Below are 26,553 nucleotides of genomic sequence, written 5' to 3' on the forward strand. Positions count from 1 at the left end.
GTTCAGGCTCTTTTCAGATGAACGGTAAATCGGGTCCCGGTCTCACCCGTCTCTACATCAAGCTGACCGCCGTAGTCCGCCACGATGTCCTTGCAGATGACCAGCCCAAGTCCCAGCCCCTTTTCCTTGGAAGAATTGAACGGCTGGAATAGTTCGGCGAGAATGCCGGAAGCGATTCCCGGACCATTATCCGCCACGCCGACGGATACCTTCTCATCCGTCGCCACCGTCGAAACGGTAACCCGCCCCCTCTCGCGTCCCTCCACCGCTTCAAGCGCGTTCTGCAGAAGATTGATGAAGATCTGCTCCAGCCTCAACCGGCTTCCCATCACTTCCAGATCGGCCGCAATCGGTTCGATAGTCAGCATGTCAAGCGACCCCGTGAACCTGCTCTGCAGCAGCAGCACTGCACCTTCAAGCACCTCTGCCAGCAAAACCGGCTCGGCTGCCGTGCGACCGCGCCGCGCCAGCGCCTTCAGGTCATCGGTAATCGCGCCGATCCGCTCCGTGAGAGAGGCGATAAGATCCAGATTTTCCTTCACCGGCTGTATCTGCTGCCGCTCGAGAAAAATCTTGGAATTATCGGCATAAGCCCGAATGGTGGCCACCGGCTGGTTGATTTCATGCGCGACACCGGCGGCAACCTGCCCAAGGATTGCAAGACGATTAGCCTGCACCAGATCCTGTTGCACCGCCTGTAGCTTTACCTCTGTCGATTTTCGGTTGGAAATTTCCGCCTGCAGATTGTCACGCGTCAGGCTGAGGTCGCGCGTCCGCTCATCGACACGCCGTTCAAGCTCTTCGCGCGCAGCCAATGCACCGATGATCTGCGCCTGCGCCATCTGCCGGCGACGGATCCAGACCGCCGTCACGGCAAGTAAGACCAGGAGCCCCAGCGCAGCAATCAGCCGGAATTCACGCATATCCGCAGCAACGGCTCCGTCGATCGGCAGGAGATATTGGAAATGCCAGCCAGTCGAGGCAACGGGGACAGAGATCTGCAAATAGCGGATCTGCCCGCCTCCCGGCAGAAGAACCCGTATGATGTCCGCATCCGGCGCCAGGGTTTCCAGCCGCGTCATCGGCAGGGGGAGAAGCGGTGCATCCCCGAACTGCAGGCTTTCGCGAATGGACGAGAGGCTCGATTGCGGAAGTGGCTTCGTCGTCATGAAACGCCAGGAGGGTATGGTCGTAATCAGCACGGCATGATTGTTGTCGGTGACGAAAGACGGTCGCTGCGTATCGCCCCAATCGGCCTCCAGCTGATCGAATTCCATCTTGGCGACGACGACGCCCAACGGCTTTTCTGGCGAACCTACCCTGTATGAAATATATAGACCCGGCCGGTTGCTGACGGAACCGAGTGCAAAATGTTCCGCTCCCCCCTCCTGCATGCCGCGGGAGAAATAGCTGCGGAATGTATAGTCGTTGCCGACAAAACTCTTTTCCTCGCGCCAGTTGCTGGCCGAAACCGCGATACCATCCGCTGCGACGACATAGATCACCGCCGCCTTGGTAGGCGCGATCAGCTCTTCAAGCTTGCGGCTGAGGGTAATCCTGGCAGCAGGATCGTTGGAAGATAGCGTGTCGACCACATCGCGGTCCTGCGCCAGGAGCAGGGGCAGTGCGCGCGGCCGCTCGAGTACGGCCTGCAACAGCGCCACTTTCAGACTCGCCTCCGTCCGGCCCTGCAAAGACAGTCCGGCAAGTGCCGTCGCACGTCCATAAACACCCGCAACGTAAAAAACCGCGGCACAGGCGACAAGGGCCACCAGGCAGAAAACAATCCAGGTGCGGCGCGTTGCCGGCAGGCGCTCGGCTATCTGAGGCGTAGACATGGGCGCAATTGAGCATAAATCCGCACACAATACAAATATGACCGTGCGGAAATCCGCTCAAATCTCAACCAACAAATGGCGAAACACAATTTAATTGATTGCAATCAAGACGTTATGCCACAGGCGGCAAACTGGCACACCTCTTGCTGCCTTGCTTCCGACATCAATGCGCCCGGGAAGAGCCAGCTGGTTGGTTGTGGTGCGATGGAGGACAAAATGATTGCAATACCCGATTCCACGCAGCCGCGTGCCCCGCTGCCGCTGTACCGCCAGCTTTATGTTCAGGTACTGACCGCTATCGTCATCGGCATGCTGATCGGCCATTTCTGGCCTGATTTCGGCGCCAGCCTGAAGCCGCTCGGCGACGCGTTCATCAAGCTCGTCAAGATGATCATCGCACCGGTGATCTTCCTGACTGTCGCCACCGGTATTGCCGGCATGTCGGATCTCAAGAAAGTTGGACGCGTTGCCGGCAAGGCGATGCTCTACTTCCTGACCTTCTCGACGCTGGCCCTGATCGTCGGCCTCATTGTCGGCAACCTGCTGCAGCCGGGTGCCGGCATGAACATCGATCCGGCAACGCTCGACGGCAAGGCAGTCGCCGCCTACGCCACCAAGGCGCATGAGACGACGATCACCGGCTTCCTGATGAACATCATCCCGGACACGATCGTCGGCGCCTTCTCGCAGGGTGATATCCTGCAGGTGCTGTTCTTCTCAGTCCTGTTCGGCATCGCGCTCGGCATGGTCGGCGAAAAGGGCAAGCCGGTCTACGACTTCCTGACTGCGCTCACCGCCCCGATGTTCCGCCTCGTCGCAATCCTGATGAAGGCCGCCCCGATCGGCGCTTTCGGCGCCATGGCCTTCACCATCGGTAAATACGGCATCGGTTCGGTTGCCAACCTCGCCTTCCTTATCCTGTCGTTCTACATCACCGCGATCCTGTTCGTCGTCGTGATCCTCGGCGCGGTGGCGAAATATAACGGCTTCTCGATCTTCGCCCTGCTGCGTTACATCAAGGAAGAACTGCTTCTCGTGCTCGGCACCTCCTCCTCGGAAGCTGCCCTGCCGAACCTGATGCAGAAGATGGAACGTGCCGGCTGCAAGCGCTCGGTTGTGGGACTGGTCATCCCGACCGGTTATTCCTTCAACCTCGACGGCACCAACATCTACATGACGATGGCGGCGCTGTTCATTGCCCAGGCTACCGGCATCGACCTTTCGCTCATGGACCAGATCCTGCTTCTGCTCGTGGCAATGCTCTCTTCCAAGGGTGCTGCAGGCATTACCGGCGCAGGCTTTATTACGCTTGCTGCAACGCTCTCGGTCGTTCCGTCCGTTCCGGTCGCAGGCATGGCGCTTATCCTCGGCATCGACCGCTTCATGTCGGAATGCCGCGCGCTGACCAACCTCGTCGGCAATGCGGTTGCCACCATCGTCGTTGCACGCTGGGAAGGCGAACTCGACAAGGAGATGCTGGACGCCGCCCTCGCCAAGGGCTCCAACGTCACCGTGCCGGGCAACCTGCAGCCCGCCGAATAAGCCTCCCAAGGCTTGGATGGGGTGAGATCCCCCACCCCAATCTGCCGCCTCCGGGCGGCAGATCTGTTTTTACCACCGGCTGTCAGCCAAGACTTTTGCCGAACCGCGCAAAACTGTCGGCCAGCACCGTCGTTCCGGCACCCGGCTTTTCAGGCCGTTTGTAGACCCCGCCCACGACATCCGCCGGTTCTTCGAAATGATCCTTGATCCAGGGGATATATTCGAGAATGGTCGATGCCGGATGCCAGTAGCTCAGATGCACATGCACCTGGCTCATCTCACCCGCATGCGGCACGACAGGCAGCCGGTTCGCCAGCGCCAGATCGGCCACCTGGATATATTCGGTAATCCCGCCAAGCCGCGTCACGTCGGGCTGCACATAGGCAACCGCTCCGGCATTGATGAAGCTGCGAAATGCATCGACCGTATAAAGCTGCTCGCCGAGCGCCACCGGAATGGTCGAGGACCGCGTCAGCAGACGATGGCTCTCCACGTCGTCATACCACATCGGCTCTTCGAACCAGTAGATATCGAGATCGCGCGCCCGCTCGCAGAAGCGCAGGCAGGTCGGCAGGTCCCATTTGCCATTGCCGTCGATCGCGATGCGGATATCCGGCCCCAGCCGTTTGCGCACGGCCGCAAGCCTGCGGACATCGACATTCGGATCGTCGTGGCCGACCTTCAGCTTGATCCGGGTAAATCCATCCTCTTCGACCGCACGCGCAGAACCCGACAGAAGATCGTCCAGCGAGAATGACAGCCAGCCGATATCGGTATTATAGGCCTCAAGCGCGTCGGTCCTTGCGCCACCGAGATAAGCCCAGAGCGGCAGTCCCGCCTTCTTCGCCTTCAGGTCCCAGATCGCCACATCGACGGCAGCAAGCGCCAGATGCGTGATCCCCGCCCGGCCGACCCATTGCAGCGACGGATAACGCGCAAGCTTGGTCCAGAGCCGTTGATGATCATTGGCATCCTCACCGATCAGAAGCGGCGCATAGCAGTCGCGAATGCAGGCCGTGATCAGCCGGTCGGATGCCAGATGCGCATGGGTGCCGGTAAAACCGTAGCCGGTCAGCCCATCCGTCGTGGTGATCGCCACCCCGACCACGCCCCAATGGGTGATGCTGTGGGTCGAATCCGAAATCGACGCCGATGTCAGCGGCAGATGAAGGATGAATGGTTCCAGGGACTTGATCTTCAATGTCGGCTCCTCCCGATGATCATGATCACAAACTGAATTCGACGTCTCGCAGGCGCTCCAGATAGGCCACATTCGGCAATGACAGGCCGCGCGCGGCATTGGCAATGCGCAGCATGGCGCGCTCCCGCGAGATTTTCAGATGATTGGCAAGCGCCGCACCGGCATCCGCGACCCGGCCCGCCATCAGCCGCTCGAAAACCTCGACATGTTCCAGCAGGAACGGCTCGTCGGTGATCGGCGGCGTCTTGGGCTGGTAGAGTCTGTGATGCGCGACCAGAACGGCCTGCGGCAGGCTGATTGCCTGCATTAGCGGAGCATTGTCGCAATAGCCGAGCAACTGGCCGTGAAGCTGCAGCTCGACCGCGTCCAGCATCGCGCCATCCGCCGCATCTCCCGCGTTGATCGCGTGCTGCAGATCGATAAACAGGGCCGGCAACACCTCATCCGGCAAATGCGGAAAGGCCTGCTGCAGCGCCAGCGGCTCAAGCGTCCATCGCAATTCGTAGAGCTGGTTCACATGCCTTGCGGTCAGTGCCGGCACATGCCAGCGACCGGCATCATCCTTGCTGACGATGCCGCGCTGCTGCAGTCTCGCCACAACCTCGCGGGCAACCGTACGGCTCACCCCGAAAGCTTTCGCCAGCGCCACCTCGTTGATGCGCCAGCTGGCGATCGATGTTCGGGAGACGATCTCCATCTCCACCTGCCGGTAGATCAGCTCCCAGCTCGCCAGAAAATGAAGCTGCATGTCGTCCGGGCCGGAAGTATCGACCGCGTCGCCAACGTTTTGGCTGGTAGATCCACCCCCTGCAACAACCTGATATCCTCGCCCCTCGGATTTACGGACAAGCCCCAGCGCCTCCAGTTCCGACAGGGCCTGTCGTGCCGGCGCCCGGCTGATGCCGAACCTTTTCGCAATGGCGGTCTCGTTCAGCCTTGCGGCGTCATGCCACCCACCGGAGCGGATTTCCGACGCGACCACCGCAAGAGCTCGCTGGTAGAGTTTGGGCGAACGCCCCGATACGGCATCACTCGGCCCCTCCGTCATTTCACCGTCCCCATGATGCCGTCCTGGCGAAAATCGCAACCGACCGTCTTTCATTCATTTACATTCGCAAGCAAGAATGTCTAGTGTACACAAAAGACAATAATTTCGAGGAAATGCCATGGATGCTGTTCATCAGACAGTCTCGCTTTCGGATCTCGACCGCTTTTGCCGTCAGGTCCTGACCGCTTGCGGTGCCAACGATGCGACGGCTGACGCGACGACGCGCGCCCTCATGCACGCCACGCGCTGCGGCGTGGACAGCCACGGCGTCCGCCTGCTTGCCCACTACATCAAGGCTCTCGAAGGCGGCCGTCTGAACAAGAACCCTGACATCCGCAAAGTCGCTGGTTTCGGCGCGGTGGAAACGCTGGACGGCGACCATGCCCAAGGCGCCGTTCCTGCCTATGCCGCCATGGCGCGGGCAATCGATCTCGCCGGAAAATTCGGCATCGGCGCCGTCGGCGTCCGCAACAATTCGCATTTCGGCGCGGCAGGCGCCTATTCGGTCGAGGCCGCCAGACATGGTATGATCGGCCTGTCTTTCTGCAACTCCGACAGTTTTGTCCGGCTGCACGATGGTGCCTCGCGCTTCCACGGCACCAACCCGATTTCGATGGCTGTCCCGATTGCCGGTGAAGATCCGTGGTTCCTCGACATGGCGACCAGCGCCGTCCCATTCAATCGTGTCCTGCTTTATCGCAGTACCGGGACAAGGCTGCCCGAGGGCGTCGCGTCTGACGAAGCCGGCATCAACACGACGGACCCTCATCTGACCGAAATGCTCGCCCCACTGGGTGACGCCTTCGGTTTCAAGGGTGCCGGCCTTGCCGGTATCGCGGAAATCTTCAGCGCAGTGCTCACCGGCATGCGTCTAAGCTTCGACATCCCCTCGATGATGGGTGAGGATATGGAGACTCCGCGCCTGCTTGGGGCTTTCGTCATGGCCATCCAGCCCGAAGCCTTCGTCGACAGACCAACCTTCGAGGCCGGCATAAAACGCTATGTTGAAACGCTGCGGACATCGCCTGCCCGTGCCGGCGCATCCGTCATGGCGCCTGGCGACCGCGAATGGAAGGTCGCACGCCATCGCGATGCTCATGGCGTCGAGCTCGATCCGGTAACAAGAGCCGCGTTTCTGGAGCTGTCCGGGACCTACAACGTTCCGATGCCGGCCTGAACAAGTTTCTGTGAGGAGCCCACTTGACGAATGATAATTGGTAAGACAATCTGACCACACGACGCGGGAGGAGAGACGCGTCAGGAGGTTTTCATGTTTGTCGCGCTTGAACCACGCCGGCTTTATCGCCAGGCCGCGGAACAGCTTCGTGTACTCATCCAGTCGGGAGAGATCGCCGTCGGGGAGCGACTGCCTGCCGAACGCGAGCTGGCCGAGCGGCTCGGCGTATCACGTCCGACCGTGCGAGAAGCCCTGATCGTTCTCGAAGTCGAGGGTCTGGTGCAGATCCGCATGGGGTCAGGCGTATATGTCAGCCCCAAGGCTGCAGGAGCGCCGAAGGTTCTCGCCGCAGACGACAGCGAAGCCCCGTTCGAAATCCTGCAGGCCCGCTGCATCATAGAAAGCGCTATTGCGGAAGAGGCCGCACGTTGCGTCGACGAGGCAGGCATTCGAAGCCTCGACGTCATTCTGGAAGAGATGGAAGGCGTACTGGAAAACTCCGAGCGGGCGTTGGCGCTGGACCGCGCCTTTCATACGGCAATCGCCGACATCATCGGCAATTCGTCGCTCAATGTCTTTATCGGCCTGATCTACGACAAGCGCGCCTCGCCTTTCTTCGAAAAGCTGGCAAGCTATTTCGAAGGCCCCCACACATGGCGGGCAGCACTGGATGAACACAGGATCATACGCGACGCGCTGGCGGCAGGAGACCCGGCAGCGGCACGCGAAGCGATGCGCATGCATTTGACGCTTTCGCAAAAGAGATTCTCGGAAAGCTTCGGAGAGGAGCCAACGAGAGAGGAGTGACCGAGACCGCGAGGAGGCGGCCGGTTAGGGAGTAATCTGAACGCAATTCGGGAGGACAGAATGAGTTCAAGATTGAAGACGCTGCTCGGTGCAGCGGCAGTCATCGTGGCGTCGGCAATGTCGGCACACGCGGTGGAAACGCTGAAATGGGCGCATGTCTACGAGACATCCGAACCCTTCCACACGGAATCGGTATGGGCCGCCGGAGAAATCGCCAAGCGCACGAACGGACGTTACAAGATCGACGTCTATCCGGCTTCACAGCTCGGCAAGGAAGCCGACATCAACCAGGGCCTCAAGCTCGGCACTGTCGACATGATCATCTCGGGTTCGAGCTTCGCCGCCCGCGATTTCAAGCCGATCGGCGTCACCTATTTCCCTTATATCTTCCGTGATCCGAGCCATCTGATCACCTACACGAAGAGCGACGTCTTCAAGCGCCTTGCCAAGGGGTATGAGGACAAGACCGGCAACGTCATCACCGCCGTCAGCTATTATGGCACCCGCCACACGACGTCGAACACCGCCATCACCAAATGCTCCGACCTGAAGGGCGTGAAGATGCGGGTTCCGGACGTTCCGGCCTATCTCGCCATGCCGCGCGCCTGCGGTGCCAACACCACGCCGATCGCTTTTGCAGAAGTCTATCTCGCGCTGCAGAACGGCACGGTCGACGCCCAGGAAAACCCGCTGACGACGATCGAAGCGAAAAAATTCTTCGAAGTTCAGAAGAACATCGTTCTCTCCGGCCATATCGTCGACCACCTCAACACAGTCATCTCCAAAAGCCGCTGGGCGAGCCTCTCTGACGAAGACAAGCAGATTTTCCGCGACGTCATGCAGGAAGCTGCCGCCAAGACTACGAAGATTATCGAGGAGCGTGAAAAGGCTCTGGTCGACGACTTCAAGAAACGCGGTCTGAACGTCGTCGAGGTCGACAAGGCCGACTTCGAGAAGAACGTGCTCGAAAAGGTCAAGTTCGAGGACTTCGGCTACGAGAAGTCCGATTGGGAAGCGATCCGCGCCATCAAATGATCCCGTTCGGCGCGGTCGAAAGACGACCGCGCCGGCTTCTCTTGAATGGGACAAACTCATGTCGACAGCACAGGAAATTCACACTCAGGTCACTCCTGAGGAGATAGCGCATACCTTTGACGAGGCCCCCGCCGAAGTCGATCTCAAGGTCTACGCCTTCGAAGACTGGATCACGCTCGGCCTATTCTGGCTGATGACGGGCTGCGTCTTCCTGCAATTCTTTACCCGCTACGTCCTGAACGACAGCTATGCCTGGACCGAGGAAATCGCCGTCAACTGCCTGATCGGCGTGGTGTTTCTGGGCTCCGTCATGTGTGTGCGGATGTCGCGCCACATCCAGGTGGACGTGCTCTACCACTATCTGCCCGCCCGTGTGACACGCGTCATGGCGACGATTGTCGACATCATCCGCATCGGCTTCTTCGCCTACGGCTCCTGGCTGATGTGGCGTTACATGGAAGTCGTTGCCGGCGAGGAAATGGTCACCGTCGACCTTCCGCGCGACATCATCTTCTATTCCGTGCTCGCGGCATTCGTCCTGATGCTGTTCCGTTCCATTCAGGTCTTCATCGCCAATATGCGCCGCGGTTATTCGGTGCTCGAGCGACCCGAAGCCTTCCAGAGCGAGGGCTGAGATATGCTGCTTCTCATCGGTTCTTTTCTGGCGCTGATGCTTCTCGGCGTGCCGGTTGCCATCTCGATGGCCGTGTCGTCAGTGTCCTACATCATCTTCTACGACGTCGCGCCGGATATCATCGCCGCCCAGCGCCTTATCGCCGGCGTCGAGAGTTTTCCGCTTCTCGCCGTTCCCTTCTTCATCCTTGCCGGTAACCTGATGAATGTCGCCGGAGTCACCGGCCGCATCTATTCCTTTGCCGTCGCGCTCGTCGGCTGGATGAAGGGCGGTCTGGCGCAGGTCAACATCATCGGCTCGGTGGTGTTTTCCGGCATGTCCGGCACGGCGCTTGCCGATGCTGCCGGTATCGGCACAATCGAAATCAAGGCGATGAAGGACCACGGTTATCCGGTCGAAGCCGCGGTCGGTGTCACCGCCGCGTCGGCAACGCTTGGGCCCATCTTCCCGCCGTCGCTCCCCTTCGTCATTTACGGCATGATGGCAAACGTTTCGATCGGCGCGCTGTTCATGGCCGGCATCGTGCCCGGCGTCGTCATGACGGTGCTGATGATGGTCACGGTCGCCGTCTTCGCCTTCATCAAACGCTGGGGTTCGGATACGCCGTTTAACATCCGCAACCTGTTCGGCGCCTCGCTGGAAGTCGTTGTCGTCATGATGGTGCCGCTCGGCATCTATCTCCTGACCCTGATGGGCCTCTCGCTGAACTTTGCGGTCGGCATCGCCCTCATCGTCCTCATCGCCGCCGACTGGTATTTCGACTTCTCGGCCGTGATGGCACTGATGACCCCGGTTATCCTGATCGGCGGCATGACGATGGGCTGGTTCACGCCAACGGAAGCGGCGGTTGCGGCCGTCCTCTGGTCGTTGTTCCTCGGCCTCGTGCGCTATCGCACGATGACCTTCAAGAGCCTCGCCAAGGCAACCATGGACACGGTCGAAACCACGGCCTCGGTTCTGTTCATCGTTGCTGCAGCCTCGGTCTTTGCTTGGTTGCTCACCGTCAGCCAGACCGCCCAGCTGCTCTCGACGGCCATCACCGGCCTTACCGACAGCAAGTGGGTGTTCCTCATCCTGGTCAACCTCCTGATGCTGTTCGTCGGATGCTTCCTTGATACGATCGCGGCCATCACGATCCTCGTGCCGATCCTGCTGCCGCTGGTTCTGCAGTTCGACATCGACCCGGTGCATTTCGGCCTGATCATGACGCTGAACCTGATGATCGGCCTGCTTCATCCACCGCTCGGGATGGTGCTCTTCGTCCTCTCGCGTGTCGCCAAACTTTCGGTCGAACGCACGACGATGGCGATCCTGCCCTGGCTGGTGCCGCTGTTCATCGCGCTGATCCTCATCACCTTCATCCCGGCCATCACGCTCTGGCTGCCGACCGAGATGGGCCTGATCCGCTGACGATAACCCGCCTGCGCCGCCAGACGGCGCAGGCCCCAGTTCCAATCTGAAGGCATGAGACATGTTGACGAAGATCGTTCGTCTATACGGCAAGCAGGACTTGCACGTCGAAACCCAGGAATGCCCCGAACCCGGCCCCGGCGAAGTCCGGCTGAAAATGGCCTTGGGCGGCATCTGCGGCTCCGACCTCCACTATTTCCAGGATGGCGGTTTCGGCCCGGTCCGAGTCCGCGAACCGATCATTTCCGGACATGAAGCCTCCGGTTATGTCGATGCGGTCGGCCCCGGCGTCACCGGCCTTGCCACCGGCATACTCGTCGCAATCAACCCGTCCCAACCCTGCGGCCAGTGCCACTACTGCACGATCGGCCAACCGATCCATTGCCTCGAGATGAAATTCATGGGCTCGGCCATGCGCCTTCCCCACGAGCAGGGCATGTTCCGCGAGCAGCTGATCGTCCCGGCGATCCAGTGTTTTCCGGTAGAAGGCGAAGCCTCATCCGCCGAGGCCGCCTGCGCCGAACCGCTGGCTGTCTGCCTCCACGCCGTGGCGCAGGCCGGAGATCTCACCGGCAAAAACGTGCTCGTCACCGGCGCCGGCCCGATCGGCCTGCTGGTGGTTGCAGCAGCCCGCCATGCCGGTGCGGGCCGGATCACCGTCACCGATCTCGCCGACGCCGCCCTGTCCCGCGGCCCGGCCATGGGTGCTGACGAGACGATCAACGTCTCCAGACCCGATGCGCTTGCGCCTTACCAGAAAGACAAAGGCACGTTCGATGTAGTCTTCGAATGTTCGGCCGCCGGCCCTGCCCTTGTCTCGGCCTTCCAGAGCGTCAAACCGCGTGGCACGATCGTGCAGGTCGGCGTCACCGGTGAATTGTCGGTCCCGGTCAACATGCTGGTCGGCAAGGAAATCATCTGGCGCGGCTCGCAGCGTTTCCACGGGGAATTCGCCCACGCCGTCAAACTGATCGGTGCCAGGGATATCGATGTCCGCCCGATCCTCTCCCACACATTCCCGATCGACGAGGCGCTCGCCGCCTTCCTGCAGGCCGGTGACCGCACCGCCGCCTGCAAGGTCCAGATCGCCCTCAGCTAAAAGGAAGAACAGATGCGACACACATGGCGATGGTTCGGACCGGTCGACAAGGTCACGGTCAGGGATGCAGCCCAGGCAGGCGCCGAGGGCATTGTCAGCGCCCTTCACCACATCCCGACCGGTGCCGTCTGGCCCGTCGATGAAATCGAAAAACGCCATCAGGCGATCCGCGACGGCGGCCTGTTCTGGGATGTGGTGGAAAGCGTTCCCGTCTCCGAAGACATCAAGACCCAGACCGGCGACTGGCGCGAGCATGTGAAGAACTGGCAGGAGACGCTGCACCGCCTTTCCGCCTCCGGCATAAAAACCGTCTGCTACAATTTCATGCCGGTGCTCGACTGGACCCGTACCGACCTGCGCTGGGAAACCAAACATGGCGCAAAGGCGATGCGCTTCGATCTCACGGATTTTATCGCCTTCGATATCCACATCCTGAAACGTCCCGGTGCAGCACAGGACTATCCTGAACGGTTGCAGGAAGAAGCGGCCAGACGCTTCTCCTCGTTCGACGACGCACGCATCACCGCGCTCGGCAAGAATATTGGCGCCGGCCTGCCCGGCTCGGCCGATGGCTACACGCTCGATCAGCTGCTGGAAAAACTGCGCACCTATCAAGGCATCGACGCCAGGCAACTGCAGTCGCATCTCGTCGACTTCCTTTCGGAAGTCACCCCGGTCGCCGAACGGGTCGGCATCAACATCTGCGCCCATCCGGATGATCCGCCGTGGCCACTGCTCGGCCTACCGCGCATTCTTTCAACCGGCGACGACTACGCTCACATGCTTCGCCAAGTGGATAGCCGCGCCAATGGCGTGACGCTCTGCTCCGGTTCGCTCGGCGCGCGCGCGGATAACGACCTGGCAGAGATCGCCACCCGTTTTGCCGACCGGATCCATTTCGTCCATCTGCGCAATGTCACCCGTGACGAAGACACCCTTCCCTGCTCTTTTTTCGAGGACGAGCATCTGGAAGGCGGCACCGACATGGTCGCCGTCATCGCCGCACTTCTGACCGAAGAGACGCGCCGCAAAGCGGAGGGCCGCGAGGACCACCAGATCCCGATGCGGCCCGACCACGGCCAGGAAATTCTCGACGATCTGTCCCGCGGCGCCCAGCCCGGTTATCCGGCGATCGGCCGCCTGAAGGGGCTGGCGGAACTGCGCGGCATCGAGCGCGCCTTGAGCCACAGCCAATTTGGACTTGGCCGATGACGAGCCATCTCTCCACCGAAACGCAGCTTCCCGCCAGCGTCGCCCAACCCGGTTACGAACGCGCCGAGCTACGCCCAGGCATCCTGCATTTCGGCCTCGGCGCTTTCCATCGCGCCCATCAGGGCATCTATACCCAGCGCGCGCTGCAGAGCGAATTCGGCCCGTGGGGCATCGTCGCCGTCAACCTGCGCTCACCTGAGCCGGTCGAAGCTTTGGTGGCACAGGACGGCCTTTATTCGATCACCGTGCGCGATAGCGATGGCGACACGAGCGAGGTCGTCGGAGCAACCGTCGATTGGCTCTGCGCTGCAACCGACCGGGAGCGCGTGCTCACCTATCTGGCCAGCCCGTTCATCCATGTCGTCACACTGACCGTCTCGGAAAAGGCCTATGGTCTGCATCCATCGACCGGCGGCCTCGACAAGGCTCATCCCGCGGTCGCCAACGATCTCGCCAATCCCGACGCCCCGGTCGGTGCAATCGGCTATCTCGTCGCCGGTCTCGCTTCCCGCCGCGAAAAGGCCATGCGTCCCTTCACCATTCTCTGCTGCGATAACCTCCCGTCCAACGGCAAGGTTGTCCGTCGTTTGGTTCTGGACATGGCCACACGCCGCGACCCGGAACTGGCAAAATGGATCGAGCAGGAGGTCACTTTCCCTTCTTCCATGGTCGACCGCATCGTGCCCGCCGCGACCGAGGATACCCGCATCCGTGCCAAAAGCCTGCTCGGCGTGGAGGATGCGCTTGCCCTCGATACCGAGCCCTTCATGCAATGGGTGATCGAGGACGAATTCGTCTCGGGCCGCCCCGCCTGGGAAGCCGGCGGCGCATTGTTCGTCGAAAATGTCGAGCCATACGAGAAGATGAAGCTCCGACTGCTCAACGGCTCCCACACGATGATCGCCCATCTCGGCCTTTTGAAAGGCCTTGAATGCGTGCGCGACGTCATGGCCGTGCCGGAATTCGTGGCGATGACGCGAGACCATATGCGCGCCGCAGCGGCCACGCTCGACCCGGTCCCCGGCATTGATCTCGACCATTACATGGACCAGTTGATCGACCGTTTCAGCAATCGCGCCATCGCCCATCGCAACATCCAGATCGCCATGGATTCCAGCCAGAAACTGCCGCAGCGCATCTTTTCGCCGGCGGTGGATGCATTGGCTTCAGGCTCGGACGGCGCAAGCTTTGCCCGCGTCGTCGGCCTCTGGATCGCCGCGCTGATCCGCTTCAGGGATTGCAACGATCCGCGCCGCGACGAGCTTTTGGCAGCAGCCCAGGCGGCCGATCCTCAGGATTACACGGCAAGCTTTGTCGGCATCGAAGGCCTCATTCCGCTTTCGCTCGCCCAGTCGCGCGCCTGGCGCGATCTCGTCAACGCAGAGGTCGCGAAATGGCGCTGACCAAGAATTTCAAGACACCCCAAAACCACCCCAGGAGTTTATCATGAAGGCGCTCGTCTGTATCGAGCCCGGCCAACTTGCGCTGGAGGACCGTCCCGAACCGGCACGCGGCGAAGGCGAGGTCAAAGTCCGCATCCGCCATATCGGCATATGCGGCACAGATTTTCACATCTTTGCCGGAAAACATCCGTTTCTCCAATATCCACGCGTCATGGGCCATGAGTTGTCCGGCACCGTCGCGGAGGCTCCGGCCGGCAGCAGGCTTAAACCCGGCGAACCCGTCTATATCGTTCCCTATCTCTCCTGCGGGACCTGCCAGGCCTGCCGCCGCGGCATCAGCAATGCCTGTCGCAACATTTCGGTGCTGGGCGTCCACAGCGATGGCGGCATGGCCGAATATCTCTGCGTGCCGGAAGAAAACGTCATCCCGACCGGCAATATCCCGCTCGAAGACGCGGCAATGATCGAATTTCTCGCCATCGGCGCCCATGGCGTCAAGCGCGGCGCGATCACGTCCGAGGATCGCGTGCTCGTCACCGGCTCAGGCCCGATCGGCATGTCGGCGATCATCTTTGCCAAGGCCCGCGGCGCCCATGTCACCGTCATGGATACGCGCGACGACCGGCTCACTTTTGCCGTCGAAAAACTCGGCGCAGACGCGACGATCTTTGCCGATGCAGACGCGGAACAGGTCGCCGAGCGGCAGACCGGCGGCGAATGGTACGATGTCGTCATCGACGCCACCGGCAACGCCATCCCCATGCAGCGCGGCTTCCATTTCCTCGCCCATGGCGCACGTTACGTGCTGCTCTCCGTCGTCCGCCAGGACATCACCTTCTCCGACCCGGAATTCCACAAGCGCGAGGCAACGCTGATCGCCAGCCGCAACGCCCAGCCGGATGATTTTGCCGAAGTCGTGCGCCAGATCGAGGCCGGTAAGGTTCCGACCCGCGCGCTTAACACCCATCGTGCACCGCTGTCCGACGCAGTCGCGCTGTTTTCCGAATGGTCGAAACCGGAAGCCGGGGTGATCAAGGCCATTCTGGAGGTTTGAAGCCTCACCACCCAATAGAAAAAGGCGCCGGAAGGCGCCTTTTTCATATCCAGTGTCGATGCACGTTCACGCCGCTTTGGGTCTACCGAACTGATAAGCTTCGATCGACTGCGGCTTCATCTCGATCGAAAAGCCCGGCCGCGACGGCGGCATATAGGCGGCGTCCTTGATCACGCAGGGATCAACGAAATGTTCGTGCAGATGATCGACATATTCGATCACGCGTCCCTCCTTGGTACCGGAGACGGCGATGTAGTCGATCATCGACAGATGCTGCACATATTCGCATAAGCCCACACCCCCGGCATGCGGCCATACCGCCTTGCCGAATTTCGCGGCGATCAAGAGCACCGCCAGCACCTCGTTCAGCCCGCCCATGCGGCAGGCATCGATCTGCACTATATCGATCGCGCCCTCGGCGATGAACTGCTTGAACATGATGCGGTTCTGGCACATTTCGCCGGTCGCCACCTTCACCGGCGCGATCGCCTCGCGGATCTTCTTATGCCCCGCCACATCGTCCGGGCTGGTCGGCTCCTCGATGAAGAACGGCTTGGCAAAGGCCAGCGCCTTCACCCAGTCGATCGCCTGGTCGACATCCCAGACCTGGTTGGCATCGATCATCATATAGCGATCCGGCCCGATCACTTCACGGCAAATGGTAAGCCTGCGGATATCGTCTTCCAGATCGCGCCCGACCTTCATCTTCACATGGCTGAACCCGGCATCGACTGCCTCCTGCGCCAGCCGGCGTAGCTTGTCGTCGGGATAACCGAGCCAGCCCGCCGAAGTCGTGTAGCAGGCATAACCTTCACGCTCGAGAATGGCGATCCGCTCCGCTTTGCCCTTCTCCGCCTTGCGCAGGATGTCGATCGCCTCGTCGCGGGTCAGCGCATCGGTGAGATACCGATAATCGACGATATCGGCGATCTCTTCCGGCGACATTGTCGCTACAAATTTCCACACCGGCATGCCCGCCTCCTTGGCGAGCGCATCCCAGAGCGCGTTGACCACGGCACCGGTCGCCAGATGCATCGCCCCCTTATCCGGCCCGATCCAGCGCAACTGGCTGTCGCCCGTCAGGTGCCGCCAGAATTTGCCGGGGCTAGCGCGCATTTCGGCTAAGTCCTTGCCGATCACCAGATGGCGCATAGCCTCGATCGCCATGCAGACGATGTCGTTGCCGCGGCCGATGGTAAAGGTCAGGCCGTGGCCCTCGATCCCGTCGCGATCGGTTTCGAGGATGACATAGGCCGCCGAATAATCCGGATCGGGGTTCATCGCATCCGACCCGTCAAGGCTTGCCGAAGTCGGGAAGCGCAGATCGAAAACACGAAGATTGGTGATGCGGGTCATTGCGGCCTCCTCTGCCGGCTTATTTGGTCTAAAAATCGGCGCGCCAGCCTCCAAACCGGCGCGCCGATCGGTCGTCTTAGATATCGGCGACGAAGGTCTGCTTCTGGCTGCCGAGGCCTTCGATGCCGAGTTCGACGACATCACCGGCCTTGAGGAAGCGCGGCGGCTTCATGCCAAGGCCGACGCCCGGAGGCGTGCCGGTGGAGATGACATCGCCCGGATGCAGCGACATGAACTGGCTGAGATACGAGACAAGGAACTTGACGCCGTAGACCATGGTCTTCGACGAGCCATCCTGCATCTTCTCGCCGTTCACCGTCAGCCACATGCCGAGGTTCTGCGGATCAGGAATCTCGTCCTTGGTCACCAGCCAGGGGCCGAGCGGTCCGAACGTGTCGCAGGATTTGCCCTTGGTCCACTGGCCGGAACGCTCGGCCTGGAAGGCACGTTCGGAAACGTCATTGGTCAGGCAATAGCCGGCGACGTAATCCAGCGCATCGTCCTCCGAAACGTATTTCGCCGTCTTGCCGATGACGACGCCGAGCTCGACTTCCCAGTCGGTCTTTTCGGAACCGCGCGGAATGACGACGTCATCGTTCGGGCCGACGATGGCCGAAGACGCCTTCATGAAGATGATCGGCTCCGGCGGCACGGTCGCGCCTGTCTCGGCGGCGTGGTCGGAATAGTTGAGGCCGATGCAGATGAACTTGCCGGTACCGGCCACGCAGGGGCCAAGACGCGGCGAACCTTCGACTAGCGGCAGGCTCTTTGCATCGACAGCGCCGAGTTTCGCCAGCGCATCCGGGGAGAGCGCTGCACCAGAAAGATCGGAGACATGTGCGGAAAGATCACGGATCTTGCCGTCGGCATCGACGATCGCAGGCTTTTCAGCGCCGGGCGCGCCATAACGCAGGAATTTCATCGGAATAGTCCTTTCAATTCAAACTTCGCTTTTCAAAAATGGCTCAGATCGACCAGCCGCCGTCGATGCCGACGGCCTGCCCGGTCGTGTAGGTAGCGCCGGCGAGATAGACCGCCAGTTCCGCAATTTCTTCAGGGCTGCCGAGGCGCCCCATCGGCTGGCGGGCGATAAATGCCGCACGCGCCTCCTCGTAATTGCCCTGGGCACGCATGCGCTGTTCCAAGGACGGGCTTTCCACCGTACCGGGGCAGATAGCGTTGCAGCGAATGCCGCGTGTCACGTAGTCAGCTGCAATCGCCTTGGTCAGCCCGATCACGGCAGCCTTGGTCGTGCCATAGGCGCAGCGGTTCGGTACGCCCTTGGAGCTGGAAGCGATCGAGGCCATGTTGATGATCGTGCCGTCGCCGCGCTCCAGCATGCCCGGCAGCACAGCCTTGATCGTGCGCACCATGGCGCGGACATTGAGATCGAAGGCGAAATCGAGATCCTTGTCCGTCATCTCCAGCACCGAGCCGCCATGCACTACACCGGCGCAGTTGAACAGTACATCAATCGCGCCGACACGCTCGAAGAATGCCGTTACCGATGCGCTGTCGAGCACATCGAGCTTTGCCGTTTCGATATTGGTGCTGCCCGTCAGCGTCGAAAGCGCTTCCTCATTGATATCGGTCGCCCAGACTTGTGCGCCCGCTTCGGCATAGGCCAATGCGCTGGCCCGTCCTATCCCCTGACCGGCGGCGGTCACCACGACCACCTTGCCTCCTAGCTTACCTGTCATGTCTTCTCCCTTTCAGTCCAGATGGAACACCTCATCCATCGATGCCCACCATTCCCCATCCTTTCGCGTTGCGAAAGGTCTTTGGCAGGGAATACAGTACGACCACCATTCCTGGTTCTTCTCGCTCGCTGCCATTTTCGCCATATCTGCAGCGAAATCAGTACCATGATATTCCCAGTAACCGAACAGCAGGTTCTCCGGTTCGCGCAGGAATATCGAGTAGTTGGAGATATTGCAGCGCGATATGAGATCAAGGATCTCGGGCCACACGGCAGCATGCAGCGCCTTATATTCCTCGATCTTTTCCGGCGCGAGACCAATCACCATCCCCATTCTCTGCATCTCATTTCCTCACAATCGATAGAAGCGCCGAGCATTGCTGCCGAACACCGCATCGTGATCGGCTTGGGGAACGATCGCGCGGCATTGAGCGATCCATCCGGCATAGTTTCCAGCCAGATTGACGACCGGCCAGTCGCTACCCCAGATCACCCGGTCAACTCCGAACAATTCAAGAATGGTCTCGATATAGGGCCGCAGCGCCTCTGGCTTCTGCCCACCCGCTTCGGTCAACAGGCCGGAAAGCTTGCAGCAAACATTGTCGAGTTCGCAGAGCCGCAACATCGCATGCCGCCAGTCGCGATAATGTCCCGTGGCAATCCGCGGCTTCGCCCCATGATCGATGACGACAGGCAGCCCGGGATGACGGCGGGCGAAGGCATGCAGGGCCGAAAGATGCGGCTCCAGCACCAGCGCATCGAACACCAGATAATGCGCCATCATCGCCTCGACAGCCGGCTCTAGCGCCGGATCGTCGATCCAGTCGGGATCGGCGATATTCTGCAGCATCGGCCGCAGTCCCTTCAACTTCGGCGCTTTTGCAAGATCGGCGATCACCTCCGGCGCATCCGGGGCCTTCATCTCCACCCAGCCGACGACACCGAGAATGGTATCGCTCTTCTCGGCGAGGCCCAGCATGAACCGCGTATCCTCGACACTCGGCATCGATTGCACGAGGATCGTGCCGCCGACGCCGGCACCGTCGATCTCCGATGTCAGATCTGCGGGCAAGAAATCGCGGTGAATGGCGGCAAGCTCGGGTGGCGGCCAGCCGCCTTTGCGATCCTTCAGCAGCCAGAAATGCTGGTGGGCATCGATGATCATCGTCTCAGCCACCCGAAACCGATGCATCGGCAGCGATCACACCCTTGTCCTGCAATCGGGTCCAGAACGAAGCTGGAATTTCCTGCTCGAACCAGTCGACATTGGCCTTCATCTGCTCGGCGTTGCGTGCGCCCGAAACGACACTGACGACGGCCGGATGTAGCGCCGGAAAGGCGAGGGCCGCCGCCTGCATGGCAACGCCTTCAGCCTCGCAGGCAGCCTCGATCTCGCCGACACGGGCGAGAATATCGGCCGGAGCCTCGGCATAATTGAACTTTCGGTTTCCGGCGAGAAGCCCGGAATTGAACGCGCCCGCAACAACGATCCCGACACCTTCGCGGTGGCAGCGGTCGAGCAGGGCCAAGCTCTCCTGTTCCAAGAGCGTATAGCGCCCAGCCAGCATCGACACGTCGATATCGCATTCGTCCATCGCATCGGCGATCGCCTGCCATTCGTTGACGCCGAGCCCGATCGCCTTGATCAGACCTGCCTCACGCAATTCGCCAAGCGCCCGGAACCCGCCGCCCTTGGTCAACTGGTCCCAGTAATGCTGGTGACGATCCCCATGGGTGGCGCGGCCGATATCGTGGACAAAAAGCACGTCGGGCGCAAACATGCCGAGCCGCTGGCGGCTGTCCTCGAAAGAGCGCAGGATCGCGTCATAACCGTAATCATAGGTCGGCCGAAACGGCAGCGGCGCGACGAAGGCATCCTCTTCCGGCCCGACACTGTTATCCGGCAGCATCAGCCGCCCGACCTTGGTGCTCAGCACATAATCGTCCCGCGCCCGATCCGTCACCATCGTCCCGAGCCGGCGTTCCGAGCGGGTATAGCCATAAAAGGGCGCCGTATCGAAATAGCGGATGCCGGCATCCCACGCAGCCTCGAAGGCACTGAGCGATTCCTGATAGGGGGTCAGCCGGTAGAGATTGCCCATCTGGGCACAGCCCAGCCCCATAAGCGTGAACGAGACGTTGCGATTGCGCAGCCTGCGCCTGTCCGAAACCTTCATGATGTCCTGAAATCCAGATCGTGATAGAAGGGAGCGCGCGGGCATTGAGGCGCCCGCGCGCCGGTCTGTTTAGTAGAGAACGTTCTTGGCTTCCGGCTTGTCGATATTGTCCTTCGTCACCACGACGACGCCGGTATCGACGGTCTTCTCGACCTTCTGCTTGCCAAGGATCGAAAGCAGCGTCTGGATGCCCTTTTCGCCCATCTGGTAGGATCCCTGAACGACGGTGGCGGTCAGCGTTCCGTCCTTGACGAATTCCTGCAGGTCCTGGTTTCCGTCAAAGCCGATGGCAACCACCTTGCCCGCCTTGCCCGCCTGCTTGATCGCCCGGCCCATGCCGATTGCCGTCGGTTCGTTGGCGCCGAAAATACCCTTCAGGTCGCTGTTGGCGGCCAGAAGGTCGGTGGTCTGGTTCAGCGCGGTCGCCATCTGCGACTGCGAATAATAAGGCCCGACGATTTCCAGCTTGGAATTGGCCTTGATATAGTCGGTAAACCCGCCGACGCGGCCGATTTCCGAGCCGGCACCGGCAACATAGGACATGACGGCGATCTTGCCGGTCGTGCCGACCTTTTCAATCAGCGCCTTGGCGGCAAGCTCGCCGGCCTTGCTGTTATCGGTGGCAAGGAAGGACTGGTAATATTTGTCCGACCCCGCGGAAAGCTGGCTGTCGATAATGACGACCGGGATACGCGCTTCCCAGGCCTTCTTCACCGCCGGCACAAGCGCATCCGGATCCGACGGCGCAAGCAGGATCGCCGCCACCTTACGGTTGACGGCATTCTCGACCATGTTGACCTCGTCGGCAATGGCGGATTCTGCCGCCGGGCCCTGGAAGGTCATCGTGTGTTCGCCCTTGGCTGAGCCGATTGCGGCTTCCGCACCCTTCTGCACATTCTGCCAGAAAGTCGAGTTGACCGTCTTGACGATGACGGCGATTTCGCCGGCCGACGCGGCTGTCGTCCCGGCAAAGGCAAGTGCTGACGCCATCAGGACCGTTGCAAGTCTACGCATGTCTTTCCTCCTCGAATGACCCCGGGATATCCCTCAAAGGTCCGTTTAAAGGGAAGGCTCCTCCCCTCCCCGTGGCTTCCATAGTCAGGCCCGGCCCCCGGCCGTTCCCTTATCTTCAGCGGCGATTGCGCAGCTGATCGATCCAGACGGTGACCAGAATGACGAGGCCGATGATGATCTGCTGGGTGAAGGCCGAGACGCCGTTCATGTTCAATCCGTTGCGCAATATGCCGATGACGAAGGCACCGATCATCGTGCCGGAAATCGTCCCGACACCGCCGATCAGCGACGTGCCGCCGATCACGGCGCTGGCAATCGCGTCGAGCTCATAAGCCACGCCCTCATTGGGCTGCGCGGTGACGAGGCGGGACATCAGCACGCAGCCGGTTAGGCCGGCGAGCGTGCCTGACACGACATAGGTAAAGGCGGTCACGCGAGAAACGTTTACGCCAGAAAGTCTCGCCGCGTCGGCATTGGAACCGATCGCATAGATATAACGGCCGAGCACCGTGCGGTTCAGCACGAAGGCGGCAATGAAAGCGATGACGATCATCAGCACGACCGGATAGGGAATGCCGGGAAATGTCACGACCGGAAATCCCTGGTCGTCGATGGATTCGATCCGGAACAGAGAACCGTTACCCAGCTCGCCAAAAGCCTCACCAAGGCCGGACACAGCACGAGCGCCGGTGATCTGCAGTGCCACACCACGCGCAATCAGCATCATGCCGAGCGTCGCAATGAAGGGCGGCAGCTTCAACTGGGTGATGACGAAACCGTTGATCAGTCCACAGAGCGAGCCGGTCAGGATACCGAGCAGCATGCCGATCCAGATCGGCAGTTGCAGTTCCTTCACCGCAAGTGCCGCCACCACGCCGGCCAGCGCCAGAACCGAGCCGACCGACAGATCGATCCCGCCGGTGATGATGACATAGGTCGCACCGATGCCCAGCAGCGCAATGGAGGTCACCTGAAGCGCAATCGTCATGCCGTTGCCGACGGTGAAGAAAGCGCTGCTTGTGGCGGAAAACACTGCCGCCAGCGCGAGCAGGCTGCCGAGTGCTGCAAATTTCTGGATGATATCCTTCTGCCGCTCGCTCAGGCGACGCCCTTGACCGGCGGCCTTCGGGGCCGGCTGCTGCGCCGGTTTTTCGCTGGTCATATCGGCCATGCTTTCACAATCCCTGTTCGCCGCGCCGGCCGCTGCCGGACGCGTAATGCATAATTTCTTCCTGGGAGGTCGTCCGCGTTTCAAGCGTCGCTGTGATCCGCCCACCATGGAAGACGGCGATGCGGTCGGACATGCCGAGCACTTCCGGCAGTTCGGAACTGATCAGCACAACGCCGATGCCACGTGCCGCAAGCTCGTCCATGATCTGGTAGATGGCGAATTTCGCCCCGACATCGATACCGCGCGTCGGTTCGTCGAAAAACATGATGCGCGGCTCGCGAAACAGCCATTTGCCGATGATGATCTTCTGCTGGTTGCCGCCGGAAAGCAGGCGAACCGGCTGGCTGAGGCTCGGCGTGCGGATGTTCAAAAGATCGACATAGCGCTGGCCCGCCTCGCGATGCCGCTTGCGGTCGATCACGCCGAAACGGCTCGCGACCGCGCCCATCCGCGCCATGACCAGATTGGCATCGACCGGCATTTTTACCGCCAACCCCTGCGCCTTGCGGTCTTCGGAAAGATAGGCAATGCCCGCGTCGATCGCGCTGCGCGGATCGGAAATCTTCAATTCGCTTCCGTCGAGCATGATCGTCCCGGCATCGCGCGGATCGGCGCCGAAAATGGCACGTGCCACCTCCGTGCGCCCCGCCCCCATCAGCCCGGCAAAACCGAGGATCTCGCCACGGCGGATCTCGAAATTGATGTCGGAAAACACGCCGCGACTGGTCAGGCCGGTTGCGGAAAAGATCACCTTGTCGCCCGGCACCCGCGTCGGCTCGGGAAACTTGTCCTCCAGCGACCGCCCCACCATCCGCGCCACGATGTCGTCGACAGTCAGCGAAGAAAAATCATCGGTCGAGATATAGCGCCCGTCACGCAGCACAGTGACGCGATCGACGATCTCCACCATCTCGTCCAACCGGTGCGAGATATAGATGATGCCGGTGCCCTGGGCTTTCAGGTCGCGGATCACCTTGAACAGAAGCTGTGCCTCCTGCTCGGTCAGCGACGAGGTCGGCTCGTCCATGATCAGCACGGTCGCATCGAGCGACAGCGCCTTGGCGATTTCCACCATCTGACACTGTGCGACCGACAACGTGCGCACCTGAACATTCGGATCGATATCGACGCCAAGCCGGTCGAGACAGCGTTTTGCGTCGGCGATCAGTCGTCTCCGGTCGACGAGAAAACCGCGCCGCGGCTCGCGGGCGAGATAGATGTTTTCCGCCACTGTCAGATGCGGAACGAGATTGAGTTCCTGGTGGATGATGGCAATGCCGGCCGCTTCCGATTGAAGCGTCGAGGCAAACTGCACCGGCTGACCCTTGAAGGTGATCGAACCGGAATTCGGCTGGTAGACGCCGCTGATGATCTTCATCAGCGTCGATTTTCCCGCCCCGTTCTCTCCACAGACGGCATGCACCTCGCCGGCGCGCAGATCGAAACTGACGCCCGACAGCGCCTTTACGCCCGGAAATTCCTTGGACACACCCTCAAGCTTCAACAGCACGGCATGCCCAACGGCATGACCAGCCATGCCTGCAGGTTGCGGCACTCCTCCCATCGCGATCTCCTCTTCGCGCAAGAGCTTCCCAGGGCTCTTGCGGATTATCAAATCGCGGCCGCGTCATTTGGTCAAGCCAATTTGCAGATTTTTCTTGCATCATGCCAATTATTGACGCCAATTGACGGACAACTGCTTGTTAAATACTCAATTGGCCAGACCTCAATGACGGATACACGACGCCTCTACCAGCAGACTGCAGACCGCGTCCGGCAGCTTATCGCCAGGGGAGATTATCAGGCCGGCGCACGCCTGCCCGCAGAGCGCGAACTCGCCCAGCAACTCGGCGTCTCACGCCCTTCGCTTCGGGAGGCGCTGATCGCGCTCGAAATCGACGGTACGATCGAGATCCGCATGGGGTCGGGCATCTACGTGCTCAACACAACAAAACCGGCCGGCAACGGCCGATCCCTGGGTGAAAGCCCGTCGGAACTGATGCAGGCGCGCGCCGTCATTGAAAGCGCCATCATTGTCCAGGCGGCAGCAACGATGTCGGAAAAGACGCTGGTCATGCTGCGCGCGACACTCAATGCCATGGCGGACGATATCGCCAACACGCGAAAACCGATCGAACAGGACCGGGCCTTCCACCTGATCATCGCGGAAAGCACCGGCAACACGCTGTTTGCGGAGATCGTCGAAAACCTGTTCGACGAACGCCACAGCCCGCTATCTGCCGGCATCCGCGGCCATTTCGAGACGGCCGATAGCTGGACGGCAGCACTTACCGAACACCACGCCATATTGGCGGCGCTGGAAGCCCGCGATCCACTGGCAGCACAGGCGGCGATGCATACGCACCTCACTGCGTCAGGCCGCCGCTGGCTTGAAAACTGAGAGCTTTAAAGCGCGCGGATATAGCCGCTCAACCGCTCGGCAGCGTCATCGATCTGCTTGGGATCACGCAGATAACAGGCGCGCAGGAAGGTTTCGCCACCTAGGCCGAAGGCCGTACCCGGTGCAAGACCCACACCCGTCGCATCAACGATTTTGAAGGCTTCCGCACGCGCATCCGTCACGCCGTCGATTTTCAGGAAGGCGTAGAGCGCGCCCGGAGGACGACCGGTCTCGACCCGGTTTGTCGCCACCAGCGCATCGCAGAGGATGTCGCGCGAGGTCCGCGCCCGCTCGATATTGGTGCGGACGAAATCGTCGCCCTGGTCGAGCGCCGCAATCGCCCCCTTCTGCATGAACTGCGCCACGCCGGAGGTTGAATACTGGATGAGATTTGTCAGCGTCTGGCCGATTTCCGCCGGCGCCACCATCCAGCCGACCCGCCAGCCGGTCATGCACCAGTTCTTGGAGAAGGACTGGGCAAAGATGATCCGGTCAGCCTTATCCATCACATCCATGAAGGACGGCGCGCGGGCGCCATCGAAATAATAAAGACCATAGATCTCGTCGGCGATGATCCAGAGACCATGCTTGCGCGCCAGATCGAGCACGGCGGCCAGATCTTCCTTCGTCGCGGTCCAGCCGGTCGGATTTGACGGCGAGTTGATGAACAACGCCTTGGTCTTCGGCGTGATCGCGGAAGCGAGGCGATCGATATCGATCTTCCATTGCCCGTCGACGAAATCCAGCGCAACGGCTTTCGGCTTCACCTCAGCCACCAAAGCGGCATGCATCGCATTCGGCCATGACGGCGAAAAATAGATGATCTCGTCACCGGCCGAGACCGTCGCCTGGATCGCCAGCACGATCGACTGCATGCCCGACCCGGTCACATAGATATTGTCGACCGAAAGCTCGTTTGCGTAATGGCGCTGGTAATAACGCACGATTGCCTGGCGAAGCTCGGGAATGCCCTGCGTCCACGTATAGAAGGTCTCACCCGCGACAAGCGCATCCGCCGCCGTCTTGGTGATGAAATCCGGCGTCGGCAGGTCACCCTCGCCGATCCAGAGCGGCATCAGGTTCTCGCGCCCTCTGGCATAGGTGACAATCTCGCCAATACCGCTGCGCGGTGCTGACGCGGCGCGGGCGCTGATATCCGGTCTGATAAAATTCATGGAGGGTGTCTCGACTTGAAGAAAATCAAATTGCAGGGCGCAAGGAGTAAGCGCGTCGATTGTGGCCGTCAACGGGCAGAACCGGCGCGGCACGCGAAAA

24 protein-coding genes are annotated in these 26,553 nt (G+C 60.9%); 11 read left to right on the top strand and 13 right to left on the bottom strand.

The annotated features are described in order from the left end of the window. Window positions 1-2: 2 nt before the first annotated feature. Entirely contained in the window at window positions 3-1,838 is a 1,836-nt protein-coding gene (locus MRBLMR1_RS20855) for a sensor histidine kinase (protein ID WP_148145073.1), read from the bottom strand. Window positions 1,839-2,054: 216 nt separating this feature from the next. On the opposite strand from MRBLMR1_RS20855, the gene MRBLMR1_RS20860 reads away from it, so the two are divergent. Next, window positions 2,055-3,380, top strand: a complete 1,326-nt coding sequence (locus MRBLMR1_RS20860; RefSeq protein WP_148145074.1) for a dicarboxylate/amino acid:cation symporter — start codon at window positions 2,055-2,057, stop codon at window positions 3,378-3,380. Window positions 3,381-3,462: 82 nt separating this feature from the next. On the opposite strand, the gene MRBLMR1_RS20865 is transcribed toward MRBLMR1_RS20860, so the two are convergent. After that, window positions 3,463-4,581 carry a mandelate racemase/muconate lactonizing enzyme family protein gene (locus tag MRBLMR1_RS20865; protein WP_148145075.1) on the bottom strand — a complete coding sequence of 373 codons (1,119 nt, stop codon included), beginning with the start codon at window positions 4,579-4,581 and terminating at the stop codon, window positions 3,463-3,465. A gap of 25 nt (window positions 4,582-4,606) precedes the next feature. Continuing rightward, window positions 4,607-5,629, bottom strand: coding sequence for a GntR family transcriptional regulator (locus tag MRBLMR1_RS20870; protein ID WP_183685743.1), 1,023 nt, complete (start codon window positions 5,627-5,629; stop codon window positions 4,607-4,609). 118 nt (window positions 5,630-5,747) lie between these two features. On the opposite strand from MRBLMR1_RS20870, the gene MRBLMR1_RS20875 reads away from it, so the two are divergent. From MRBLMR1_RS20875 to MRBLMR1_RS20915, 9 genes are all read left to right on the top strand, one after another. Beyond that, complete coding sequence (locus MRBLMR1_RS20875; protein ID WP_148145077.1) at window positions 5,748-6,806, top strand: Ldh family oxidoreductase; 1,059 nt, start codon at window positions 5,748-5,750, stop codon at window positions 6,804-6,806. A 93-nt stretch (window positions 6,807-6,899) separates the two neighbouring features. Then, a complete protein-coding gene (locus MRBLMR1_RS20880; RefSeq protein WP_148145078.1) occupies window positions 6,900-7,613 on the top strand; it encodes a FadR/GntR family transcriptional regulator in 714 nt (237 codons plus the stop codon). 60 nt (window positions 7,614-7,673) lie between these two features. Then, complete coding sequence (locus MRBLMR1_RS20885; RefSeq protein WP_148145079.1) at window positions 7,674-8,648, top strand: sialic acid TRAP transporter substrate-binding protein SiaP; 975 nt, start codon at window positions 7,674-7,676, stop codon at window positions 8,646-8,648. Window positions 8,649-8,706: 58 nt separating this feature from the next. After that, complete coding sequence (locus MRBLMR1_RS20890) at window positions 8,707-9,282, top strand: TRAP transporter small permease (RefSeq protein ID WP_148145080.1); 576 nt, start codon at window positions 8,707-8,709, stop codon at window positions 9,280-9,282. A gap of 3 nt (window positions 9,283-9,285) precedes the next feature. Then, complete coding sequence (locus MRBLMR1_RS20895) at window positions 9,286-10,692, top strand: TRAP transporter large permease (protein ID WP_500066020.1); 1,407 nt, start codon at window positions 9,286-9,288, stop codon at window positions 10,690-10,692. Window positions 10,693-10,753: 61 nt separating this feature from the next. Beyond that, window positions 10,754-11,791 carry an L-idonate 5-dehydrogenase gene (locus tag MRBLMR1_RS20900; protein ID WP_500066022.1) on the top strand — a complete coding sequence of 346 codons (1,038 nt, stop codon included), beginning with the start codon at window positions 10,754-10,756 and terminating at the stop codon, window positions 11,789-11,791. 12 nt (window positions 11,792-11,803) lie between these two features. After that, a complete protein-coding gene (gene uxuA, locus MRBLMR1_RS20905) occupies window positions 11,804-13,003 on the top strand; it encodes a mannonate dehydratase (protein WP_500066024.1) in 1,200 nt (399 codons plus the stop codon). Further along, on the top strand, window positions 13,000-14,406 hold the full coding sequence (locus MRBLMR1_RS20910) for a mannitol dehydrogenase family protein (RefSeq protein WP_500066026.1): 1,407 nt from the start codon (window positions 13,000-13,002) through the stop codon (window positions 14,404-14,406). Before uxuA ends, MRBLMR1_RS20910 begins: the two co-directional genes overlap by 4 nt. A 43-nt stretch (window positions 14,407-14,449) precedes the next feature. Then, window positions 14,450-15,460: a zinc-binding alcohol dehydrogenase family protein gene (locus MRBLMR1_RS20915; RefSeq protein ID WP_148145085.1), complete on the top strand. Its 1,011-nt coding sequence runs from the start codon at window positions 14,450-14,452 to the stop codon at window positions 15,458-15,460. A gap of 66 nt (window positions 15,461-15,526) precedes the next feature. On the opposite strand, the gene MRBLMR1_RS20920 is transcribed toward MRBLMR1_RS20915, so the two are convergent. From MRBLMR1_RS20920 to MRBLMR1_RS20960, 9 genes are all read right to left on the bottom strand, one after another. Continuing rightward, a complete protein-coding gene (locus MRBLMR1_RS20920; protein ID WP_183685735.1) occupies window positions 15,527-16,816 on the bottom strand; it encodes an L-fuconate dehydratase in 1,290 nt (429 codons plus the stop codon). Window positions 16,817-16,892: 76 nt separating this feature from the next. Next, window positions 16,893-17,738 (bottom strand): fumarylacetoacetate hydrolase family protein, encoded by an 846-nt coding sequence (locus tag MRBLMR1_RS20925; protein ID WP_148145087.1) that lies wholly within the window; start codon window positions 17,736-17,738, stop codon window positions 16,893-16,895. A 43-nt stretch (window positions 17,739-17,781) separates the two neighbouring features. Beyond that, complete coding sequence (locus MRBLMR1_RS20930; protein WP_148145088.1) at window positions 17,782-18,516, bottom strand: SDR family oxidoreductase; 735 nt, start codon at window positions 18,514-18,516, stop codon at window positions 17,782-17,784. Between the two features lie 12 nt (window positions 18,517-18,528). Beyond that, window positions 18,529-18,858: an L-rhamnose mutarotase gene (locus MRBLMR1_RS20935; protein WP_183685732.1), complete on the bottom strand. Its 330-nt coding sequence runs from the start codon at window positions 18,856-18,858 to the stop codon at window positions 18,529-18,531. A 9-nt stretch (window positions 18,859-18,867) separates the two neighbouring features. Then, window positions 18,868-19,680, bottom strand: coding sequence for an amidohydrolase family protein (locus MRBLMR1_RS20940; protein WP_206826811.1), 813 nt, complete (start codon window positions 19,678-19,680; stop codon window positions 18,868-18,870). Between the two features lie 4 nt (window positions 19,681-19,684). Next, on the bottom strand, window positions 19,685-20,692 hold the full coding sequence (locus MRBLMR1_RS20945; protein WP_148145089.1) for an aldo/keto reductase: 1,008 nt from the start codon (window positions 20,690-20,692) through the stop codon (window positions 19,685-19,687). 69 nt (window positions 20,693-20,761) lie between these two features. Then, on the bottom strand, window positions 20,762-21,706 hold the full coding sequence (locus MRBLMR1_RS20950) for an ABC transporter substrate-binding protein (protein WP_500066031.1): 945 nt from the start codon (window positions 21,704-21,706) through the stop codon (window positions 20,762-20,764). 115 nt (window positions 21,707-21,821) lie between these two features. Next, window positions 21,822-22,877: an ABC transporter permease gene (locus tag MRBLMR1_RS20955; protein WP_183685727.1), complete on the bottom strand. Its 1,056-nt coding sequence runs from the start codon at window positions 22,875-22,877 to the stop codon at window positions 21,822-21,824. Window positions 22,878-22,881: 4 nt separating this feature from the next. Next, on the bottom strand, window positions 22,882-24,441 hold the full coding sequence (locus tag MRBLMR1_RS20960; protein WP_500066033.1) for a sugar ABC transporter ATP-binding protein: 1,560 nt from the start codon (window positions 24,439-24,441) through the stop codon (window positions 22,882-22,884). A gap of 165 nt (window positions 24,442-24,606) precedes the next feature. Between MRBLMR1_RS20960 and MRBLMR1_RS20965 the strand changes: the two genes are divergently transcribed. After that, window positions 24,607-25,278, top strand: a complete 672-nt coding sequence (locus tag MRBLMR1_RS20965) for a FadR/GntR family transcriptional regulator (RefSeq protein ID WP_183685723.1) — start codon at window positions 24,607-24,609, stop codon at window positions 25,276-25,278. Between the two features lie 5 nt (window positions 25,279-25,283). Here the strand turns inward: MRBLMR1_RS20965 and MRBLMR1_RS20970 are convergent, their stop codons facing one another. Continuing rightward, window positions 25,284-26,453 carry a pyridoxal phosphate-dependent aminotransferase gene (locus MRBLMR1_RS20970; protein ID WP_500066036.1) on the bottom strand — a complete coding sequence of 390 codons (1,170 nt, stop codon included), beginning with the start codon at window positions 26,451-26,453 and terminating at the stop codon, window positions 25,284-25,286. Between the last annotated feature and the right edge of the window lie 100 nt (window positions 26,454-26,553).

The organism is Neorhizobium sp. LMR1-1-1.1, from assembly GCF_040675795.1.
Lineage (GTDB): Bacteria > Pseudomonadota > Alphaproteobacteria > Rhizobiales > Rhizobiaceae > Neorhizobium > Neorhizobium cellulosilyticum.

Bases quoted from the DNA above. Each gene is read 5' to 3' on its own strand.
- MRBLMR1_RS20935 (WP_183685732.1), bottom strand. From the start codon at position 18,858: ATGCAGAGAATGGGGATGGTGATTGGTCTCGCGCCGGAAAAGATCGAG.
- MRBLMR1_RS20910 (WP_500066026.1), top strand. From the start codon at position 13,000: ATGACGAGCCATCTCTCCACCGAAACGCAGCTTCCCGCCAGCGTCGCC.
- MRBLMR1_RS20940 (WP_206826811.1), bottom strand. From the start codon at position 19,680: ATGATCATCGATGCCCACCAGCATTTCTGGCTGCTGAAGGATCGCAAA.
- MRBLMR1_RS20870 (WP_183685743.1), bottom strand. From the start codon at position 5,629: ATGACGGAGGGGCCGAGTGATGCCGTATCGGGGCGTTCGCCCAAACTC.
- MRBLMR1_RS20880 (WP_148145078.1), top strand. From the start codon at position 6,900: ATGTTTGTCGCGCTTGAACCACGCCGGCTTTATCGCCAGGCCGCGGAA.
- MRBLMR1_RS20920 (WP_183685735.1), bottom strand. From the start codon at position 16,816: ATGACCCGCATCACCAATCTTCGTGTTTTCGATCTGCGCTTCCCGACT.
- MRBLMR1_RS20855 (WP_148145073.1), bottom strand. From the start codon at position 1,838: ATGTCTACGCCTCAGATAGCCGAGCGCCTGCCGGCAACGCGCCGCACC.
- MRBLMR1_RS20965 (WP_183685723.1), top strand. From the start codon at position 24,607: ATGACGGATACACGACGCCTCTACCAGCAGACTGCAGACCGCGTCCGG.
- MRBLMR1_RS20860 (WP_148145074.1), top strand. From the start codon at position 2,055: ATGATTGCAATACCCGATTCCACGCAGCCGCGTGCCCCGCTGCCGCTG.
- MRBLMR1_RS20875 (WP_148145077.1), top strand. From the start codon at position 5,748: ATGGATGCTGTTCATCAGACAGTCTCGCTTTCGGATCTCGACCGCTTT.
- MRBLMR1_RS20900 (WP_500066022.1), top strand. From the start codon at position 10,754: ATGTTGACGAAGATCGTTCGTCTATACGGCAAGCAGGACTTGCACGTC.
- uxuA (WP_500066024.1), top strand. From the start codon at position 11,804: ATGCGACACACATGGCGATGGTTCGGACCGGTCGACAAGGTCACGGTC.
- MRBLMR1_RS20925 (WP_148145087.1), bottom strand. From the start codon at position 17,738: ATGAAATTCCTGCGTTATGGCGCGCCCGGCGCTGAAAAGCCTGCGATC.
- MRBLMR1_RS20885 (WP_148145079.1), top strand. From the start codon at position 7,674: ATGAGTTCAAGATTGAAGACGCTGCTCGGTGCAGCGGCAGTCATCGTG.
- MRBLMR1_RS20960 (WP_500066033.1), bottom strand. From the start codon at position 24,441: ATGGGAGGAGTGCCGCAACCTGCAGGCATGGCTGGTCATGCCGTTGGG.
- MRBLMR1_RS20930 (WP_148145088.1), bottom strand. From the start codon at position 18,516: ATGACAGGTAAGCTAGGAGGCAAGGTGGTCGTGGTGACCGCCGCCGGT.
- MRBLMR1_RS20895 (WP_500066020.1), top strand. From the start codon at position 9,286: ATGCTGCTTCTCATCGGTTCTTTTCTGGCGCTGATGCTTCTCGGCGTG.
- MRBLMR1_RS20950 (WP_500066031.1), bottom strand. From the start codon at position 21,706: ATGCGTAGACTTGCAACGGTCCTGATGGCGTCAGCACTTGCCTTTGCC.
- MRBLMR1_RS20970 (WP_500066036.1), bottom strand. From the start codon at position 26,453: ATGAATTTTATCAGACCGGATATCAGCGCCCGCGCCGCGTCAGCACCG.
- MRBLMR1_RS20890 (WP_148145080.1), top strand. From the start codon at position 8,707: ATGTCGACAGCACAGGAAATTCACACTCAGGTCACTCCTGAGGAGATA.
- MRBLMR1_RS20915 (WP_148145085.1), top strand. From the start codon at position 14,450: ATGAAGGCGCTCGTCTGTATCGAGCCCGGCCAACTTGCGCTGGAGGAC.
- MRBLMR1_RS20945 (WP_148145089.1), bottom strand. From the start codon at position 20,692: ATGAAGGTTTCGGACAGGCGCAGGCTGCGCAATCGCAACGTCTCGTTC.
- MRBLMR1_RS20955 (WP_183685727.1), bottom strand. From the start codon at position 22,877: ATGGCCGATATGACCAGCGAAAAACCGGCGCAGCAGCCGGCCCCGAAG.